15 protein-coding genes are annotated in these 15,835 nt (G+C 52.1%); 11 read left to right on the top strand and 4 right to left on the bottom strand.

Features of this window, described 5'->3' with window-relative positions; genetic code table 11:
• Positions 1-48 precede the first annotated feature (48 nt).
• The 6 genes from mutY to amt all read left to right on the top strand — a co-directional run bounded on the left by mutY (position 49) and on the right by amt (position 6,918).
• Positions 49-1,095, top strand: a complete 1,047-nt coding sequence (mutY, locus tag Q0X64_RS10470) for an A/G-specific adenine glycosylase (protein ID WP_297812485.1) — start codon at positions 49-51, stop codon at positions 1,093-1,095.
• Positions 1,096-1,104: 9 nt separating this feature from the next.
• Positions 1,105-1,371: an oxidative damage protection protein gene (locus tag Q0X64_RS10465; RefSeq protein WP_297812483.1), complete on the top strand. Its 267-nt coding sequence runs from the start codon at positions 1,105-1,107 to the stop codon at positions 1,369-1,371.
• A 313-nt stretch (positions 1,372-1,684) separates the two neighbouring features.
• On the top strand, positions 1,685-1,894 hold the full coding sequence (locus Q0X64_RS10460) for a cold shock domain-containing protein (RefSeq protein ID WP_297812481.1): 210 nt from the start codon (positions 1,685-1,687) through the stop codon (positions 1,892-1,894).
• 205 nt (positions 1,895-2,099) lie between these two features.
• On the top strand, positions 2,100-2,855 hold the full coding sequence (locus tag Q0X64_RS10455; protein ID WP_297812478.1) for a DUF4197 domain-containing protein: 756 nt from the start codon (positions 2,100-2,102) through the stop codon (positions 2,853-2,855).
• 69 nt (positions 2,856-2,924) lie between these two features.
• Positions 2,925-3,689 carry an elongation factor-1 alpha gene (locus Q0X64_RS10450; protein ID WP_297812475.1) on the top strand — a complete coding sequence of 255 codons (765 nt, stop codon included), beginning with the start codon at positions 2,925-2,927 and terminating at the stop codon, positions 3,687-3,689.
• 181 nt (positions 3,690-3,870) lie between these two features.
• A complete protein-coding gene (amt, locus tag Q0X64_RS10445; protein ID WP_297812472.1) occupies positions 3,871-6,918 on the top strand; it encodes an ammonium transporter in 3,048 nt (1,015 codons plus the stop codon).
• On the opposite strand, the gene Q0X64_RS10440 is transcribed toward amt, so the two are convergent.
• The 3 genes from Q0X64_RS10440 to ung form a co-directional block, all read right to left on the bottom strand.
• Positions 6,904-8,808, bottom strand: a complete 1,905-nt coding sequence (locus tag Q0X64_RS10440) for an ATP-binding cassette domain-containing protein (RefSeq protein ID WP_297812469.1) — start codon at positions 8,806-8,808, stop codon at positions 6,904-6,906. The genes amt and Q0X64_RS10440 overlap by 15 nt on opposite strands.
• A 2-nt stretch (positions 8,809-8,810) precedes the next feature.
• Positions 8,811-10,700: an ATP-binding cassette domain-containing protein gene (locus Q0X64_RS10435; protein WP_297812466.1), complete on the bottom strand. Its 1,890-nt coding sequence runs from the start codon at positions 10,698-10,700 to the stop codon at positions 8,811-8,813.
• A gap of 122 nt (positions 10,701-10,822) precedes the next feature.
• On the bottom strand, positions 10,823-11,506 hold the full coding sequence (gene ung, locus Q0X64_RS10430; RefSeq protein ID WP_297812463.1) for a uracil-DNA glycosylase: 684 nt from the start codon (positions 11,504-11,506) through the stop codon (positions 10,823-10,825).
• Positions 11,507-11,678: 172 nt separating this feature from the next.
• Between ung and Q0X64_RS10425 the strand changes: the two genes are divergently transcribed.
• Positions 11,679-12,173 (top strand): hypothetical protein, encoded by a 495-nt coding sequence (locus Q0X64_RS10425; RefSeq protein WP_297812459.1) that lies wholly within the window; start codon positions 11,679-11,681, stop codon positions 12,171-12,173.
• 69 nt (positions 12,174-12,242) lie between these two features.
• Here the strand turns inward: Q0X64_RS10425 and Q0X64_RS10420 are convergent, their stop codons facing one another.
• Positions 12,243-12,692, bottom strand: a complete 450-nt coding sequence (locus tag Q0X64_RS10420; protein ID WP_297812456.1) for a Spy/CpxP family protein refolding chaperone — start codon at positions 12,690-12,692, stop codon at positions 12,243-12,245.
• A gap of 153 nt (positions 12,693-12,845) precedes the next feature.
• On the opposite strand from Q0X64_RS10420, the gene Q0X64_RS10415 reads away from it, so the two are divergent.
• The 4 genes from Q0X64_RS10415 to Q0X64_RS10400 all read left to right on the top strand — a co-directional run bounded on the left by Q0X64_RS10415 (position 12,846) and on the right by Q0X64_RS10400 (position 15,835).
• The gene (locus tag Q0X64_RS10415) at positions 12,846-13,568 is read left to right on the top strand and encodes a response regulator transcription factor (RefSeq protein ID WP_366517513.1); all 723 of its coding nucleotides are present in this window, start codon (positions 12,846-12,848) and stop codon (positions 13,566-13,568) included.
• The gene (locus Q0X64_RS10410; RefSeq protein ID WP_297812453.1) at positions 13,568-14,917 is read left to right on the top strand and encodes an ATP-binding protein; all 1,350 of its coding nucleotides are present in this window, start codon (positions 13,568-13,570) and stop codon (positions 14,915-14,917) included. The genes Q0X64_RS10415 and Q0X64_RS10410 overlap by 1 nt, the downstream gene beginning before the upstream one ends.
• A gap of 269 nt (positions 14,918-15,186) precedes the next feature.
• Entirely contained in the window at positions 15,187-15,585 is a 399-nt protein-coding gene (gene msrB, locus Q0X64_RS10405; protein ID WP_297812450.1) for a peptide-methionine (R)-S-oxide reductase MsrB, read from the top strand.
• Complete coding sequence (locus Q0X64_RS10400; protein WP_297812447.1) at positions 15,569-15,835, top strand: GIY-YIG nuclease family protein; 267 nt, start codon at positions 15,569-15,571, stop codon at positions 15,833-15,835. Before msrB ends, Q0X64_RS10400 begins: the two co-directional genes overlap by 17 nt.

Below are 15,835 nucleotides of genomic sequence, written 5' to 3'. Positions count from 1 at the left end.
GACACGCCCACGCCTGCTTGCAGTGCGTGGGCGTTTTTTTACCAGCCTATGTCCGATACATTCAATTTCGCTACGGCCCTGCTTGACTGGTATGACCAGCACGGCCGCAAAGATCTGCCCTGGCAGCAATCACCGACTCCCTACCACGTCTGGTTGTCAGAGATCATGCTGCAGCAAACCCAGGTCGGCACGGTAATCGGCTATTACCAGCGTTTTATTGATCGCTTTCCTGATATCGAAAAACTGGCCAATGCCGGGCAGGATGAGGTGCTGGCTTTGTGGTCAGGGCTGGGCTATTACGCCCGCGCACGTAACCTGCACAAAACCGCCCGTATTGTGCGCGATGAATATCACGGACAAATGCCAGCCTCGCTGGAAGAACTGACAGCATTGCCGGGTATTGGCCGCTCTACCGCCGGTGCCATTCTGACCCTGGCCTATCATCAGCGTTTTGCCATTCTTGACGGTAATGTGAAACGCGTGTTGGCGCGCTTTTTCGCCGTGGAAGGCTGGCCCGGTCAGAAAAAAACAGAGAATCAGCTCTGGCAACTGGCCGAGACTTTATTGCCCCGGGAGCGAATTGCCAACTACATTCAGGCACAAATGGATCTGGGCGCCACTTTGTGTACCCGAAGCAAGCCCGCCTGTGAGCGCTGTCCGCTGCAAACTGACTGTCGCGCTTATGCTCTGGGCAGGCAGACTGATTTTCCCGGTAAAAAACCCAGAAAAACCATCCCCACCCGCCAGACACACTGGCTGGTATTGCAGAATGAACAGGGTGAAGTGCTGCTTGAACAGCGCCCACAACAGGGGATCTGGGGGGGCCTGTGGAGCTTTCCCGAAACCACGGATTGCAGCAATATCACTCTACTGTGTCATCAACAATGGCAACTCAAGCTATTGTCACAATCTGAATTATCACCACGCCAGCATGTCTTTACCCATTTCCGCCTGGATATACAGCCACACTTGTTACAGTGCCGCACTGACGGTGTTGCCGACAAAGACCGCGGCAACTGGTATAAAATAGAAGACACTTTCGGGCTGGGCCTGCCGGCACCGGTCAAATCGTTTTTGAAATCTTTACAAATATAGAGGACAGATATGGCTCGCACGATTCATTGCGCCAAACTCGACAAAGAAGCAGAAGGCCTCGACTTTCCGCCTTACCCGGGCGACATGGGCAAAAAAATTTACGAATCCATTTCCAAGGAAGCCTGGCAAATGTGGCTCAGTCAGCAAACCATGCTGATCAATGAATATCGTCTGTCTCTGGCTGATCCCAAATCCCAGGCTTTTCTCAAAACTGAAATGGAAAAATTCCTGTTTGGTGAAGGCTCAAAACCGCCTGCTGACTACGTACCTGAATAGGCCATTTTGTGCTTTTTTAGCGCAAAAAGCCCAAAAACAGGCTGTGGCCGGGCATCTACCGCTGACAGGTGCCCGTGCCCGCGGCTCATTGCCCCTGCTGGCCTCAAGCCCAGTAAAACCAAGCCTTCTGCTCATCCCGGTCTCGCCGATCGTCGGCTGAATCCCCTTCCCGCCACAAAAAATTATTGATTTATTGCGCCAAAATGCTGACTTTTTTGCATTTTTTAGGCGTACAATGCAATAAGCTCCATCAGGAGCAGTTAAATCGCCGACGCTGGAAGGCGCTGGCATAGTTTTTTAGATTGAGGTTGATATGGCAGATCAAGTAACAGGAACAGTTAAATGGTTCAATGATGCTAAGGGATTCGGTTTTATTGAACAGGTTGATGGCCCCGATGTTTTTGTCCATCACACCGCGATTAAGGCAGAAGGCTTTAGAACATTGAAAGAAGGACAGGCAGTGACGATGGAAGTCACCCAGGGTCAGAAAGGCCCGCAAGCGGAAAACGTTATTCCCACCTGATGCATTGCCTATAGAATATCCAAGGCCGGTCAGCGCAAACTGACCGGCCTTTTTTTTGTCCGGTTTTTTATTCTGTCATCTGTTTGCTGCAGACTGAGCGATGCATCGCCGGGGGGCAGTCGCCTGACTTGACTGGCAAACTGCATCAGCGACAATGACAAAAAGCTGTGCGCAATGTTGCCACAGTAAGCAAAAGGATATCGTGATGAAAGCAAAAGCCTTCGTGACTGTATTGCTACTCAGCCAAGGCCTGTCTATCGGCACTGCCCAGGCCGACTGGGGCAAAATGATTGATGATCTGAAAGATGCCGGCAAGACCCTGCTGCCGGGTGATCAGAACCCTGATACCAGTCAGCTTGATACCGGCACGGTCATCTCCGGACTCAAGGAAGCTCTGACCGTGGGCAGTGAGCGCGCTATTGATCAAATCAGCCAGACCGATGGCTATCTCAAAAATCCCAACATCCGCATCCCACTGCCACCACAGGTACAGAAAGCCGGGGATCTGATGCGCCAGCTCGGCGTCGGCAGTCTGGCCGATGAGTTTGAAACCAGCATGAACCGGGCCGCAGAAGCGGCTGCACCCGAAGCGACCCGTATTGTGGTTGATGCGATCAAGGCTATGAGCATTGAGGATGCCAAAAACATTCTCAATGGTGGTGACAATGCCGCCACCGAATATTTTCGCGATAAAACCAGTGGCAGACTGACTGAACTGTTCCGGCCTACTATCAAAAACTCGCTGGATCAGGTGGGCTCAACCCGCTATTACAGTCAGCTCAATGACAAAGTTTCAAGCGTGCCTGTGGTGGGTGAAAATCTGAACGTCAATCTGCCTGACTACGTCACTGAACAAGCGCTGGATGGCTTGTTCACCATGCTTGCCGCAGAAGAAAAGAAAATCCGTGAAAATCCGGCAGCGCGATCCACCGAGTTATTGAAAAAAGTCTTCACTCAATAGCCGCGTTTGCTACTCAAGTGTGGCCGAATGTAATAACATAATATCCACACAATTTATAAAGGAAAAACCATGGCTTTATCGCACAACCTTAATCTGGCCAGTCAGGGTACTTCGCTGAAAGCGTTATTCAGCGGCTACCTGATCGTGGTTGCCGTCGGTTACCTGATGGCGCTGGTACAGATCCAGCTTACTCACGGCCTGGCCGATGGAGAATATGGCCTGTCGGTAGACGATATCGTCTACAGCTACTACGGCAACCGCAGTGGCTCTTTGCTGGAGAATAAGCTGCATGGTTCGATGAAGCCCATGGCCTCTGATGAAGAACGGGCCCAGATTATTACCTGGATTCACCAGGGTGCTACCGAAGAAACTTATGAGAGCAGTGGCGTAAAACAGATCTTTGAAGCCAAATGTATTGCCTGTCACAACGCCGACTCGGGTATGCCGATTCCGGATTACACCAACTTCCAGGCCATCAAGGATCGGGCGTTGGTTGATACAGGTGCCTCATTCTCATCACTGGCCCGGGTGTCGCACATTCACCTGTTCGGCATTGCCTTTATCTTTATGTTTGTGGGCCTGATATTCAGTCTGGCTGCAGGTGTGCCCAAACCGCTCAAGGTAATCGCAATTTGTACGCCCTATGCCTTCCTGCTGGTTGATATCGCGTCCTGGTGGCTGACCAAGCTCAATCCGAATTTTGCCTGGCTGGTGATTGTGGCCGGTGGCTCAATGGCCTTGTCGTTTGCCTTTATGTGGCTGGTATCTATGTATGAAATGTGGATCTTGCCGCGCAGGGGCGTGGATGACCGGGACGCGCTACTGGATGAATAGGGACTGAACACCCTGTAAACATCAAAAGGCCATTGTCGGCATCCGGCAATGGCTTTTTTTGTGGTTATCTACAGACAATTTCTAAAAGTGGAATAAATATTCCTATTTAAGGTCAATAATTTAGCATGGATTTTTCGTTAGAGTTGCCGTAAAACTATAGACTGACAATAAGGAATTATGTGTGGAAAGTCTTTGGTTGCTGGTCTCAGCGTTTCTGGTTTTTCTAATGCAGGCGGGTTTTCTCTGTCTTGAGAGTGGCATGGTACGAAGCAAGAACAGTATCAATGTCGCCGCCAAAAATATTACTGACTTTACCCTGGCGAGTGCTATTTTCTGGTTAGTCGGTTTCGGCCTGATGTTCGGGCAAAGTGCCGGAGGATGGATAGGCACGAACAATTTCCTGTTTGGAGAACTCAGTTCTGCCGGACTGATCGCATTCTTTATCTTTCAGATGATGTTCTGCGGCACCGCCGCAACTCTCGTCTCCGGCGCGGTCGCTGAAAGAACGAGCTACTTCGGCTATGTGGCCATCACCATCGTCATCGCATTGTTTATCTACCCGGTCATTGGCCACTGGGCCTGGGGCGGCATCATTGAAAACTCATCCTCCGGCTGGCTGGCAAATATGGGGTTTGTCGATTTTGCGGGCTCGACAGTGGTTCACTCTGTGGGTGGCTGGGTTGCTCTGGCAGCGGTATTGATTATTGGACCAAGGATCGGGCGCTATGACAGGTCAGCTAACCATATCACCGGCAGCAACCTGCCGCTGGCCGCTCTGGGTGGCCTTTTGATCTGGTTTGGCTGGTTTGGCTTCAATGCCGGCAGTACCCTCGCCTGGGGCGACAATATACCGGTTATTGTTCTTAACACCATTCTGGCCGGTGTCTGGGGCGGAATCGCTACCAGTATTCTTAAATATCTGTTTGATGGCTATGTGGATGTGCTGATGATCATCAATGGTATCCTGGGCGGACTGGTCTCGATCACAGCCAATTGTCATATTGTCAGCCCCAGTCAGGCGCTCATTATCGGTGTTATCGGAGGTGTGCTTGTCTTCTATGGTCACCGTCTGCTGGATCGTCATCAAGTTGATGATGCCATCGGTGTGGTGCCGGTTCATCTGTTTGCCGGTATCTGGGGAACGCTGGCAGTGGCCATCTTTGGTAAAACTCAAGCGATAGGCACCGGCCTCACCACACTGGAACAGTTGTGGGTTCAGACTATCGGTATCACGGCTATTGGTGTCTACAGTTTTTCGGTGGCATTTGTCCTTTTACATCTAATTAACCGTTACTTGTCATTACGCGTGGACGCCGAATCAGAGCTGATCGGACTCAACGTCGCTGAGCATCGGGTGAGTACCGAGAGCTATGATCTGTTATCAACGATGCAAAGTCAGCAGCAGCAATCTGATTTTTCCAGCAGAGTACCGGTTGAGCCGTTTACCGAAGTCGGCCAGATTGCACAACAATACAATCGCGTCATCGATAAAGTGAATGAAGAGATAAAGAAACGCGATGAAGCGTTCAACGCCTTCAAACAGAGTGAATTCCGGAAAGGCGCTATTCTGGAAGCGGCAATGGACTGCATTGTCACCATCAATGCCCGCGGCGAAATCATCGAGTTCAACCCGGCTGCTCAACAATGTTTCGGGATGTCGAGAAAATCAGTGCTGGGTCAGAGCTTCTTCCATCTCTTTATCTCGGAAGAGTCCCGCCCGGCTGCCCTATCAAGCCTGGAACAGGGTTTTGTAGCCAGTGAAGGTCTGGTACTGAAGCGGCAGAATATTACAGAGTTGTCTCGTAGTGATGGGATTGAATTCCCTGCAGAAATTGTCGTGACCCAGACAACAGAAACCAGTTTTTCAGACGTTGAGTACACACTGCACATCAGGGATATCACCCAGCAAATCAAGTTACAGAACCGACTCAAAATGCTGGCTTACCATGATCCACTGACAGGCCTTTACAACCGTACCTATTTCCTGAATAACCTGAAAAAACGTATTCAACATCACCGTGAGTCCAGGGGGTCGGTGATACTGATGTTCCTGGACCTGGATCAGTTCAAAAAGATCAATGATAACCTCGGCCACAAGGCAGGGGATCAACTATTGTGTGAAACGGCCAAGAGATTATCGGCAGTCACTCGTGAGACAGATCTGGTTGGCCGCTGGGGAGGCGACGAGTTCGTATTGGTACTCTCCGGCGAGGTGACACAAGAGCATGCCGAAAATAAAGCCAAACAGGTTATCGAGGCCATGCAGGCACCTGTTCAACTGAATAAAGAAAACCTGGTCGTCAGAACCAGTATCGGTATTGCGATATCCGACAACGGCGGGATCAACACCGAACAACTGATGCAGCGTGCCGATATCGCCATGTATCGGGCAAAACAGGCCGGACGCAACACCTACCGCGTATTTACTAAAGCGATGAGCGAGGAAAATAAGCAACAGTTTGAGCTTGAAAATGCTTTGCCGACAGCCCTCAAAAACAATCAACTTGAATTACATTATCAACCTAAAGTCTGTTTGAAAAGCGACGAGATTATCGGCTTTGAGGCACTGGTGCGGTGGCGGCATCCCGAGCATGGCCTGATTATGCCCGGTGAGTTCATTCCCCTGATTGAAGCCTCTGATCTGATGATCAAGCTGGACGAATGGGTCATATCCTCTGTCGCCCGGCAGCTGGCACAATGGCGGGAGGAGGGTATTCGGCTGCTTCCCGTCGCTGTCAATATTTCCGGTCATCATTTATATTCAGCGTCATTGCCTTCCATGGTCAGTGCTGTGCTCGAACAGCATCAGCTTAATGGCGAGTTGCTTGAATTCGAGATCACCGAAGGGGTTCTAACCGGTAACAATGAAGACAGCATTGCGGCGATGAACTCACTCAAGAACACCGGCATTCGCCTGTCGATAGATGATTTCGGTACTGGCTATTCCTCATTGAGTTATCTCAAACGCTTCCCGGTCGACATCCTCAAAATTGATCAGGCGTTTGTCAGGGAATGCCAGTCAAATCATCAGGATGCAGCAATATGTATGGCTATCATCACCTTGGGTAAGAGCCTGGGCCTGCAAATCGTGGCTGAAGGCGTCGAAAATCAAGCACAGCTCGAATTTCTCAAAACGCAACGCTGTGATATCTACCAGGGCTATTTATTCAGCAAACCCATTCCTGTGTCAGAAATAACATCTTTGCTGAGTGACTCAATCTCCGCCTGACTGTGATCCGTCTTTGTCTTCGAGCGTTTCCCAACGCTCGAAGGCGGCTTCCATCTCGGCTTCCAGCGCCGCGACCTGTTTCTGTACTTCGCTGATTTTATCGGCGTCCTGCTGGTAAAAAGCCGGATCTGACATCTGTTCATTAAACGCCTGCTGACGGGCTTCCAGTTCCTCGATTTTGGCCGGCAGGGCTTTCAGATCAAGCTGTTCCTGATAGGTCAGCGTCGATTTCTTTTTGGCAGCCGGTTTGGTTGCTTGTGCCTGCTTATTTGCTGATTTAGCAGCAGGCTTTTGCTGTTCGGCACGCTGGCGCAGCCAGTCATCATAACCACCGACATATTCGCGCAGTCCCCCGTCTTCATCAAACACGATACTGCTGGTGACCACATTATTGAGAAACGCCCGGTCATGGCTTACCAGCAATAAGGTGCCGCTGTAATTCATCAGCAGATCTTCCAGCAGATCCAGGGTTTCGGCGTCCAGATCGTTGGTGGGTTCGTCCATTACCAGCAGATTGGCCGGCTGGGTAAACAGCTTGGCCAGCAGCAGGCGGTTACGCTCACCACCGGATAGGGCTTTGACCGGGGTTCTGGCCCGCTCGGGTGTGAACAGAAAATCCTGCAGGTAACCGATAATATGTTTACGACTGCCATTGATATCAACATGGTCACTACCCTGGCCAACGTTATGCACCACACTTTCCTCTTCTTCCAGCTGGCTACGCAACTGGTCGAAAAAGGCAATTTCCAGGTTGGTACCCAGTTTGACCTCGCCCTGCTCAGGTTCCAAGCGTTTAAGCAGAATCGACAGCAAGGTACTTTTACCGCAGCCATTGGGGCCGATAATGCCGATACGGTCACCACGCTGGATTAAGGTGATGAAGTTTTCAAACAAGGTTTTGCCGTCATAGCTCTGGCTGATATTTTCCGCTTCTATCACCAGCTTGCCGCTGCGCTCGGCTTCCTGCAACTGCATACTGACACTACCCTGGCGTTCGCGGCGCTGACTGCGTTCACGGCGCATTTTCTCCAGGGCGCGAACGCGGCCTTCATTCCGGGTACGGCGGGCCTTGATGCCCTGACGGATCCAGACTTCTTCCTGGGCCAGCTTTTTATCAAACTGGGCGTTCTGCTCGGCCTCGGCCGCCAGCATTTCTTCGCGCTTTTTCAGGTAGTTCTGATAATCACCGGGGAAGCTGCTCAGCTCGCCGCGATCCAGCTGCACAATCCGAGTAGCCAAAGCCTGCAGGAAGGTGCGGTCGTGGGTAATAAACAGTAGCGTGCCACCGTAGCTTTTAAGAAAGCCTTCCAGCCAGGTGATGGATTCAATATCCAGATGGTTGGTGGGCTCGTCCAGCAGCAGAATATCGGGCTGTTTGACCAATGCCTGCGCCAGCAACACCCGCCGCTTTTTACCGCCAGAAAGACTGTCAAAGTCAGCATCGGCATCCAGCGATAATCGTGAAATCACCGTCTCCACCTGCTGTTCTACTGACCAGCCATCTGCCGCTTCCAGCTTATGCTGGGCTTTTTCCAGTCTGCTCAGCAACGCTTCGGAGCTGTCCGTTTCCAGTTGATGCACAATATCGTGATACTCCACCAGCATCGGCGCAATCTCGCCCAGACCGGCTGCCACCACATCAAACACCTTGCCATGAGTCCCGGTAGGCACTTCCTGCTCGAGGCGGGCAATCTTCTGGTTCTGACCGATAATTTCGCCGCCATCGGCCTTGATTTCACCACCGATCAGTTTCATCAGCGTTGATTTGCCGGCACCGTTACGGCCTACCAGACAGACGCGTTCCCCGCGGTCCAGCTGGAAATCGACTTTATTAAGCAAGTTGGGACCGCCAAAACTGACAGTCACCTGTTTTAATGACAGTAATGCCACAATTATTCTCCGGCGGCCTGTGCCGCTTCCAGTTGTTCGCTGGCCTCAATCCAGTCGGTTTCGGCCTGTTCCAGGGCATTTTTCAAATCAGCCTGCTGTTGCAGCAGTTGTTTGAGTTCATCTTTAGCCTGGTCGGTGTAAAGTGAGGTATCAGCCAGTTGTAATTCCAGTTCGCTCAGATTCTGCCCCAGCTTATCCATCTGCGTCTCGGCCTTTTTGACTTTATTACGCAATGGCTGGAGCTGCTGGCGACGGGCGGCCGCGGCCTGACGATCCTGCTTTTTAGTATTGCTGCTGGTCTCGGCCGGCTTTTTGTCCTGACGATCCTTGTTGAGCAACCACTGGCGGTAATCATCCAGATCGCCATCAAATAAGTCGGCCTTGCCCTCGGACACCAGCCACAAGTCATCGGTCACGCTGCGCAGTAAATGCCGGTCATGCGAAACTACCACCAGCGCGCCTTCAAACTCCTGCAGCGCCACGGTTAAAGCCAGCCGCATTTCCAGATCCAGATGGTTGGTGGGTTCGTCCAAAAGCAGTAATGCCGGACGCTGATAGACCAGGATCGCCAGCACCAGCCGCGCTTTTTCACCACCGGAAAATGGCGCAACCCGATCCAGCGCTTTATCGCCATGAAAACCGAAACCACCCAGAAAATCGCGCAGTTCCTGTTCACTGGCCTGGCGATCCAAACGCTGCAGATGCCTCAGCGGGCTGTCTTCCGGGCGCAGTTGCTCCAGTTGGTGCTGAGCAAAGTAGCCGATGGTAATATCGCGGGCTTCTTTGCGTTTACCCGTCAGGGGATCAAGCACACCGGCAATCAGTTTAATCAGCGTCGATTTACCGGCCCCGTTAGGGCCGAGCAAGCCGATGCGGTCGCCCGGTGCCAGACTGAGTTCCACCTTCTCAATCAAAGGCGTGTCATTGTAGCCGACCGAGATTTTATCCAGTTTCAACAAGGGATTAGTCAGCCTGGTGGGCGGCAGAAAGGAAAAATGAAACGGTGAGTCCACATGTGCCGGGGCAATCAGTTCCATTCGTTCCAAAGCCTTGATCCGGCTCTGTGCCTGCCGGGCCTTGGTGGCCTTGGCTTTAAAGCGGGTGACGAAACTGCGCATATGGGCAATTTCACGTTGCTGTTTCTGGTGCGCCGCCTGCTGGTTGGCGAGATGCTCGGCTCTCGCCAGCTCGAAGTCGGAATAATTACCGGTGTAGATTTTGATCCGCTGTTGCTCGATATGGGCAACATGGGTCACCACCCGATCCAGAAAGTCGCGGTCATGCGAAATCACCAGCAAGGTGCCGGGGTAGGCCCGCAGCCAGTCTTCAAGCCAGTAAACCGCTTCCAGATCCAGGTGATTGGTAGGCTCATCCAGCAGTAACACATCAGAGCGGCACATCAGTGCCTGAGCCAGGTTGAGCCGCATGCGCCAGCCACCGGAAAACGCCGTGACTGGCCAGTCTTCCTGGCCGACTTTAAAGCCCAGCCCGTGCATCAATTTACCGGCCCGGCTTTCAGCCGCATAGCCGTCAATATGCAAAAGCTTGTCGTGCAATTCGCTCTGCCGGTGACCGTCGCCCGCCTTTTCGGCGGCAGCCAGTTGCTCTCGTAGGCGGGTCAGTTCGCTGTCACCCTGCAAGACATACTCAATTGCCGGGATATCAACCGCCGGGGTTTCCTGAGCAACATGGGCAATCACCCAGCTGTCAGGCAGGCTGACCTCACCGGTGTCGGCATGCAGTTCATCCTGCAATAAGGCAAACAGACTGGATTTGCCGGTGCCGTTGGCGCCGGTAAGACCGACACGCTGCCCCGGATGGATAATCAGACTGGCCGCTTCAAACAGCACCTTGGTGCCACGGCGCAGCGAGACTTCAGTGAATTTAATCATGCCTGACTTCCCCGTTGCAGGAAGCGGTAAGCACACTGATCGACAATGAAATGGCTGATAGAGATATTCAACATGGCGCGCATTGTATCATCGCCGCCATGCGCTTAAGCATTTAATGAGAGTCAGGGCGTGTCCGGCAGTTGCCAGTTGATGGCGGTCTCGCCATGGGCCTCAAGGTATTGATTAGCCTGGCTGAAATGCCGGCAACCGAAAAAACCGCGATGCGCCGACAAAGGCGAGGGATGCGGCGCTTTCAGCACCAGGTGCTTGCTGGTATCAATCACGCTGCCCTTGCGCTGGGCATAACTGCCCCAGAGCATAAACACCACGTTTTCACATTGCTCGTTAACCGTGCTGATGACCTGGTCGGTGAATTGCTCCCAGCCCTTGCCCTGGTGAGCATTGGCTTTGGAGTCTTCCACGGTCAGTACCGCGTTAAGTAACAGCACGCCCTGCTTTGCCCAGCTCTCCAGGTAGCCGTGGCTGACCGGCTTCACGCCCAGATCGGATTCCAGTTCCTTATAAATATTGACCAGCGACGGCGGTGTTTTCACCCCCGGCTTGACTGAAAAACACAGGCCGTGAGCTTGGCCCGGCTGATGATAGGGGTCCTGACCCAGGATCACCACTTTGACCTGGTCCAGTGGCGTGGTTTCCAGCGCATGAAACCAGTTGGATGAATGCGGATAAATGACTTTTTGCTTGTCTTTTTCAGCACGCAGAAACTGCTTTAAATCCTGCATATAAGGCGCGGCAAACTCCGCATCCAGCGCCCGTTGCCAGCTCGGGGCGTTCTCCAGAACCATATTTTATCCTCAATAAATTCAGAGACTGATGATACCCAATCCTTCACCGCCTTGTCGTTATCCGAATGCGAATCTCAGGTAATAAACCCGGGCTAAAACAGGAGCTTTTCCGATGTTAACAGGACCGAGGGTTGCTAGCTTGAACGCTGATTCAACAGAGGCAGGACTTATTGTGGCTCAATTACGTTTTCTCGGATTGATTTTGTTGATGCCACTGTTGGCGGTGTCGGTCACCGCCTGCAGTGAGGATGATTTTGACTTATCCTCTGATACTTCGATCAATAACCCCATCGCTAAAGATGAAATCCCGCAATGGCTGGAAGCCCACCATGATATCGCGCCGGAAGATTGGCTGATTATCCGCAGTCAGGCGGCACTTGGAGGAAACGTCACCAGCCAGGACCATCGACAGGCCGTGCTGCAACATGCCTCGACACATTTTCGTGAGAGCCCGCGCATGATCGCCAACCGCGCGGTGCAACTGGAAGATATGCTGATGGAAATTGGTATTGAGGAGAGTGCGGTGAGCCTGATTGATAATTTCACACACCTGCCCACAGAGGGCACACCGCATAATTTTTCAGCTTACTGTCAGTATTACTTCAATCTGCGCGCCAAGGGCTATCCACAGGGTTATTCGCTGACGGAGCTCAGCAAGCTCAAATAAAAAGGCACAGTGCCTTCCGGATAAGGTATAGAGAGGAAGAGAGACACTGTGCCTGAACGCTGGATCTAATTACTGCTTGTGTTTGTTCTTATACTTGGCGATTTTGGCATCCAGCTGCTGTTGCTGATCGGCCGTCAGCAGGTTGTAAACTTCATGGTGGAAGCGGGCGCGCTCCATGCTGGATTGTTTTTTCATCGCCAGCGACTGGTCAATACGTTGCTCCAGTGCTGCCTCGTCCAGCGTTTCCGCGCGGGTTAATTCCATAATGGCTTTTTTGTTTTCCCAGTAAGCTTTTTTGCCCGACTCACGGTTTTGATGACGTTGTTCCATCATCGCTTTGAGTTGTGCTTTCTGACTGTCATCCAGATCAATATCACGCAGATAAAAAGGTACATCACCGGCCTTTTTATGTTTCATATGATGGCCGTGCTTTTTATCACAGTCCTTGTCACCGGCCATGGCTGGTCCAGCCAGCAGCGTCAGCGGGATCAGACTCATTAAAATCAGACTTTTTTTCATATCAAGCTCCATTTCAGATTGAATAATTCACCCCTAAGGGTTGTGCCAAACACGCAGCCAGTATCACCCAAAGCGCTGTAAAGAAACGTTAGCAGAAGGTAAAGATAGGTAAAGTTCCGCAGCCTGATCTGGTTGCCCTCAGAGTGAACCGCTATGATTGAATCATTGTTTAAACGAGGTAGCCCGGTGGCCAGCATATTAATTGTTGATGATGATAAGGAATTAGCGGAATTATTCCGCGATTACCTGCAGCAGGAGCAGTTCACTGTAGAAACCCGCTTTAATGGCACCGAGGGTCTGGAAGCCGCACTCAGTTGCCGTTTTGACCTGATTATCCTGGATATGATGCTGCCCGATATTAAAGGCACCGATATTTTGTTGCAGATTCGGCAGCAGAGTCTGATCCCGGTCTTAATGTTCACAGCCAAAGGTGACGACATTGACCGCATTATCGGCCTCGAGTCCGGCGCCGATGATTATGTGCCCAAGCCCTGCACTCCGCGCGAGTTGGTAGCACGCATTCGTGCCATACTGCGCCGCACTGAACTCAACAGCGGCCAGATTGATGCCGGTCAGTTTGTGGTCGGTCCGCTCTCGATCCACAGTGAAACCCGACAAGCCTTCTGGTTTGGTGAGCGGCTGGATTTGACCAGCACCGAATTCAACCTGCTGGAGGTACTGGCACGCCAGGCTGGCCATGTGGTCAGTAAACAGGAATTATCGGCGCAGGCATTGGGCCGGCCTCTAGCCCGCTTTGACCGCAGTATTGACGTGCATATGAGCAGCATTCGACAGAAGCTGGGCCGCCAGCATGACGGGCATCACTATATCGAGACCATTCGTGGTCAGGGCTATCAACTGATCCGGGAGTCGTAATGGGCCGTTTGTTCTGGAAATTTTTCTTTTCGTTCTGGCTGACCCTGCTGCTTGCCGCGGTCAGCACCGGCAGTGTGGTCTGGCTCAAACATGCTGCCAAGGATGATGGCCTGTCCAGCGAGGTGCATTTTCTGGATCACCGCGGTATTGCCTACATCAAAGTGGCGGCCAATATTGCTGATAAGCAGGGAGCCCAGGCTTTGCAGACGTTTCTTGCCCAGTTGGCTGACAATGAGATGCCCCCGGTTATGGCCGTGGATCAGGATGGTCATGAACTGCTGGGGCGCCCTGTTGATGCCGATACCTTGCTACAAGCCAGACAACTCCAGCAGAAGGGGAAAGACCGTATTGTGGAAACGGTCCAGTTCCAAGACCGTGACTGGCTGTTATTCGCCCCGCTGGCACAACCCAAAAAGGCACCGGTGTTCAAAAAGGGCTGGGTATTGAAACACTTGCCTTTATTGCTGATGGTAAGCTCCGCAATATTGGCCAGCCTGCTGTTCAGCGCTTTACTGGCCTGGTATTTCACCCGCCCCATTGCCAGCCTGAAACAGGCTTTTCGTGATGTTGCCGGCGGCAAACTCGACACCCGCGTCAGCCCTGAGATGACACGCCGCCAGGATGAACTGGCAGAACTGGGCAGCAATTTCGATTATATGACTTCGCAGATCAGCGCCCTGGTAAACGGCCAGAGACAGTTACTGCATGATGTGTCACATGAACTGCGTTCACCGCTGGCCAGAATGCAGGCCGCTATCGGGTTGGCCCAGCAGCAACCGGACAAGGTGGCGATGACTTTGCAGCGGCTGGAAAAAGAAGCGGACCGGATGAGTGAACTGGTGGGCGAGTTGTTGTTACTGTCGCGCATGGAGACTGGGGTCAATCATAACCAGCCTGCGGCGATTGATATCAATCTGTTACTGGATGAAATCGTTGCCGATGCCCGCTTTGAGGCCGAGGCCAAATCGGTATCAATAGATTATCAGCACAATGGCGATATTGAGCTGCACGGTCAGCAGGAATTACTGCACCGGGCGGTAGAGAATGTGCTGAGAAACGCGATTAAATTCAGTGAAGCCGGCGACAATGTCACTGTCGAGGCAGGCATTAATCGGTCGAAAAACAGCTTCGTGATTGAAATCAGTGATCAGGGGCCGGGCGTTGCCCAAGACGATCTTGATAAACTGTTCCGACCGTTTTTCCGTGGTCAGCCAAGCCGCCAGGATGGCATTGGCTTGGGTTTGACCATCGCCCAGCGTGCTGTGGCGGCTCACCGAGGTGAGATAGAAGCCGCAAACCTGAGTCAGGGCGGTCTCAGAATTCGCATCAGCCTACCGATTAATCAATAATAATCATGCAGTTAAAGACTTTATAAAATAAATCCAAAATATTTCTTGAAAAGCTTAATACAAATCATTATTATTTAAATCGAAGGAGCTGAGATGACTTGCATCACTCAAGCATTGACACTCCCTCTCTCTTAAATCTGAAAACCGAGTTTGTTGCCAGCCTCCCCGGCTGGCAACTTTTTTTCCGACTCTCTCCCTCACAACGGCTGAATTTTCTGGCAGCTTTGCTTACAATATTGGCAAGCTAGCTGTAGATTCTGTTGTGCAAAATGTCTGACAAACTTGTGAAATCTGACTCTCAATGGCGAGAGCAACTGACCGAAGAGCAGTTTTATGTCACCCGCCAGGCCGGTACTGAGCCCGCCTTTTCCGGCTCCTACCTGGATAACGATGATGACGGTCTTTACCGCTGCGTCTGTTGTCAGCAACCGCTTTTCAACTCCGAAAGAAAGTTCGACTCAGGCTGTGGCTGGCCCAGCTTTTCAGCCCAGGTTGATGTCGATGCCGTGACCCATCATGCTGACTACAGTCATGGCATGGACCGCACCGAAGTGCGTTGTCAGCATTGTGAGGCGCACTTGGGCCATGTGTTCGATGACGGCCCGGCCCCGACCGGCTTGCGTTACTGCATCAATTCCGTGGCACTGGACTTTGACGAACAAAACTGAGTGGTTCGTGTACATCATCGAAGCGGCCAATGGTTACCTCTACACCGGGATCACCACCGACCTTGAACGTCGCCTGCAACAGCACCGCAGCCATAACGGTGGCGCCCGCTTTTTCCACACCAGCCCGGCGCAGAAACTGGTCTACCGCGAAACCCAGGTCGATCGCAGCAGTGCTTCCAAACGTGAGGCAGCGATCAAAAAAATGAGCCGCAAAGCCAAACTGGCGCTGATTGCCGCGCAGTCATTTTAA

Source organism: uncultured Methylophaga sp., from assembly GCF_947259025.1.
Classification (GTDB): Bacteria; Pseudomonadota; Gammaproteobacteria; order Nitrosococcales; family Methylophagaceae; genus Methylophaga.
The sequence above is the reverse complement of the archived record's forward strand: the minus strand, read 5'-3'. Positions and strand labels throughout refer to the sequence as shown.

What these genes read in the sequence shown, in the direction of transcription:
- mutY (WP_297812485.1), top strand. Translation starts at nt 49, where the DNA reads ATGTCCGATACATTCAATTTCGCTACGGCCCTGCTTGACTGGTATGAC.
- Q0X64_RS10465 (WP_297812483.1), top strand. Translation starts at nt 1,105, where the DNA reads ATGGCTCGCACGATTCATTGCGCCAAACTCGACAAAGAAGCAGAAGGC.
- Q0X64_RS10460 (WP_297812481.1), top strand. Translation starts at nt 1,685, where the DNA reads ATGGCAGATCAAGTAACAGGAACAGTTAAATGGTTCAATGATGCTAAG.
- Q0X64_RS10455 (WP_297812478.1), top strand. Translation starts at nt 2,100, where the DNA reads ATGAAAGCAAAAGCCTTCGTGACTGTATTGCTACTCAGCCAAGGCCTG.
- Q0X64_RS10450 (WP_297812475.1), top strand. Translation starts at nt 2,925, where the DNA reads ATGGCTTTATCGCACAACCTTAATCTGGCCAGTCAGGGTACTTCGCTG.
- Q0X64_RS10435 (WP_297812466.1), bottom strand. Translation starts at nt 10,700, where the DNA reads ATGATTAAATTCACTGAAGTCTCGCTGCGCCGTGGCACCAAGGTGCTG.
- ung (WP_297812463.1), bottom strand. Translation starts at nt 11,506, where the DNA reads ATGGTTCTGGAGAACGCCCCGAGCTGGCAACGGGCGCTGGATGCGGAG.
- Q0X64_RS10420 (WP_297812456.1), bottom strand. Translation starts at nt 12,692, where the DNA reads ATGAAAAAAAGTCTGATTTTAATGAGTCTGATCCCGCTGACGCTGCTG.
- Q0X64_RS10415 (WP_366517513.1), top strand. Translation starts at nt 12,846, where the DNA reads ATGATTGAATCATTGTTTAAACGAGGTAGCCCGGTGGCCAGCATATTA.
- Q0X64_RS10410 (WP_297812453.1), top strand. Translation starts at nt 13,568, where the DNA reads ATGGGCCGTTTGTTCTGGAAATTTTTCTTTTCGTTCTGGCTGACCCTG.
- msrB (WP_297812450.1), top strand. Translation starts at nt 15,187, where the DNA reads ATGTCTGACAAACTTGTGAAATCTGACTCTCAATGGCGAGAGCAACTG.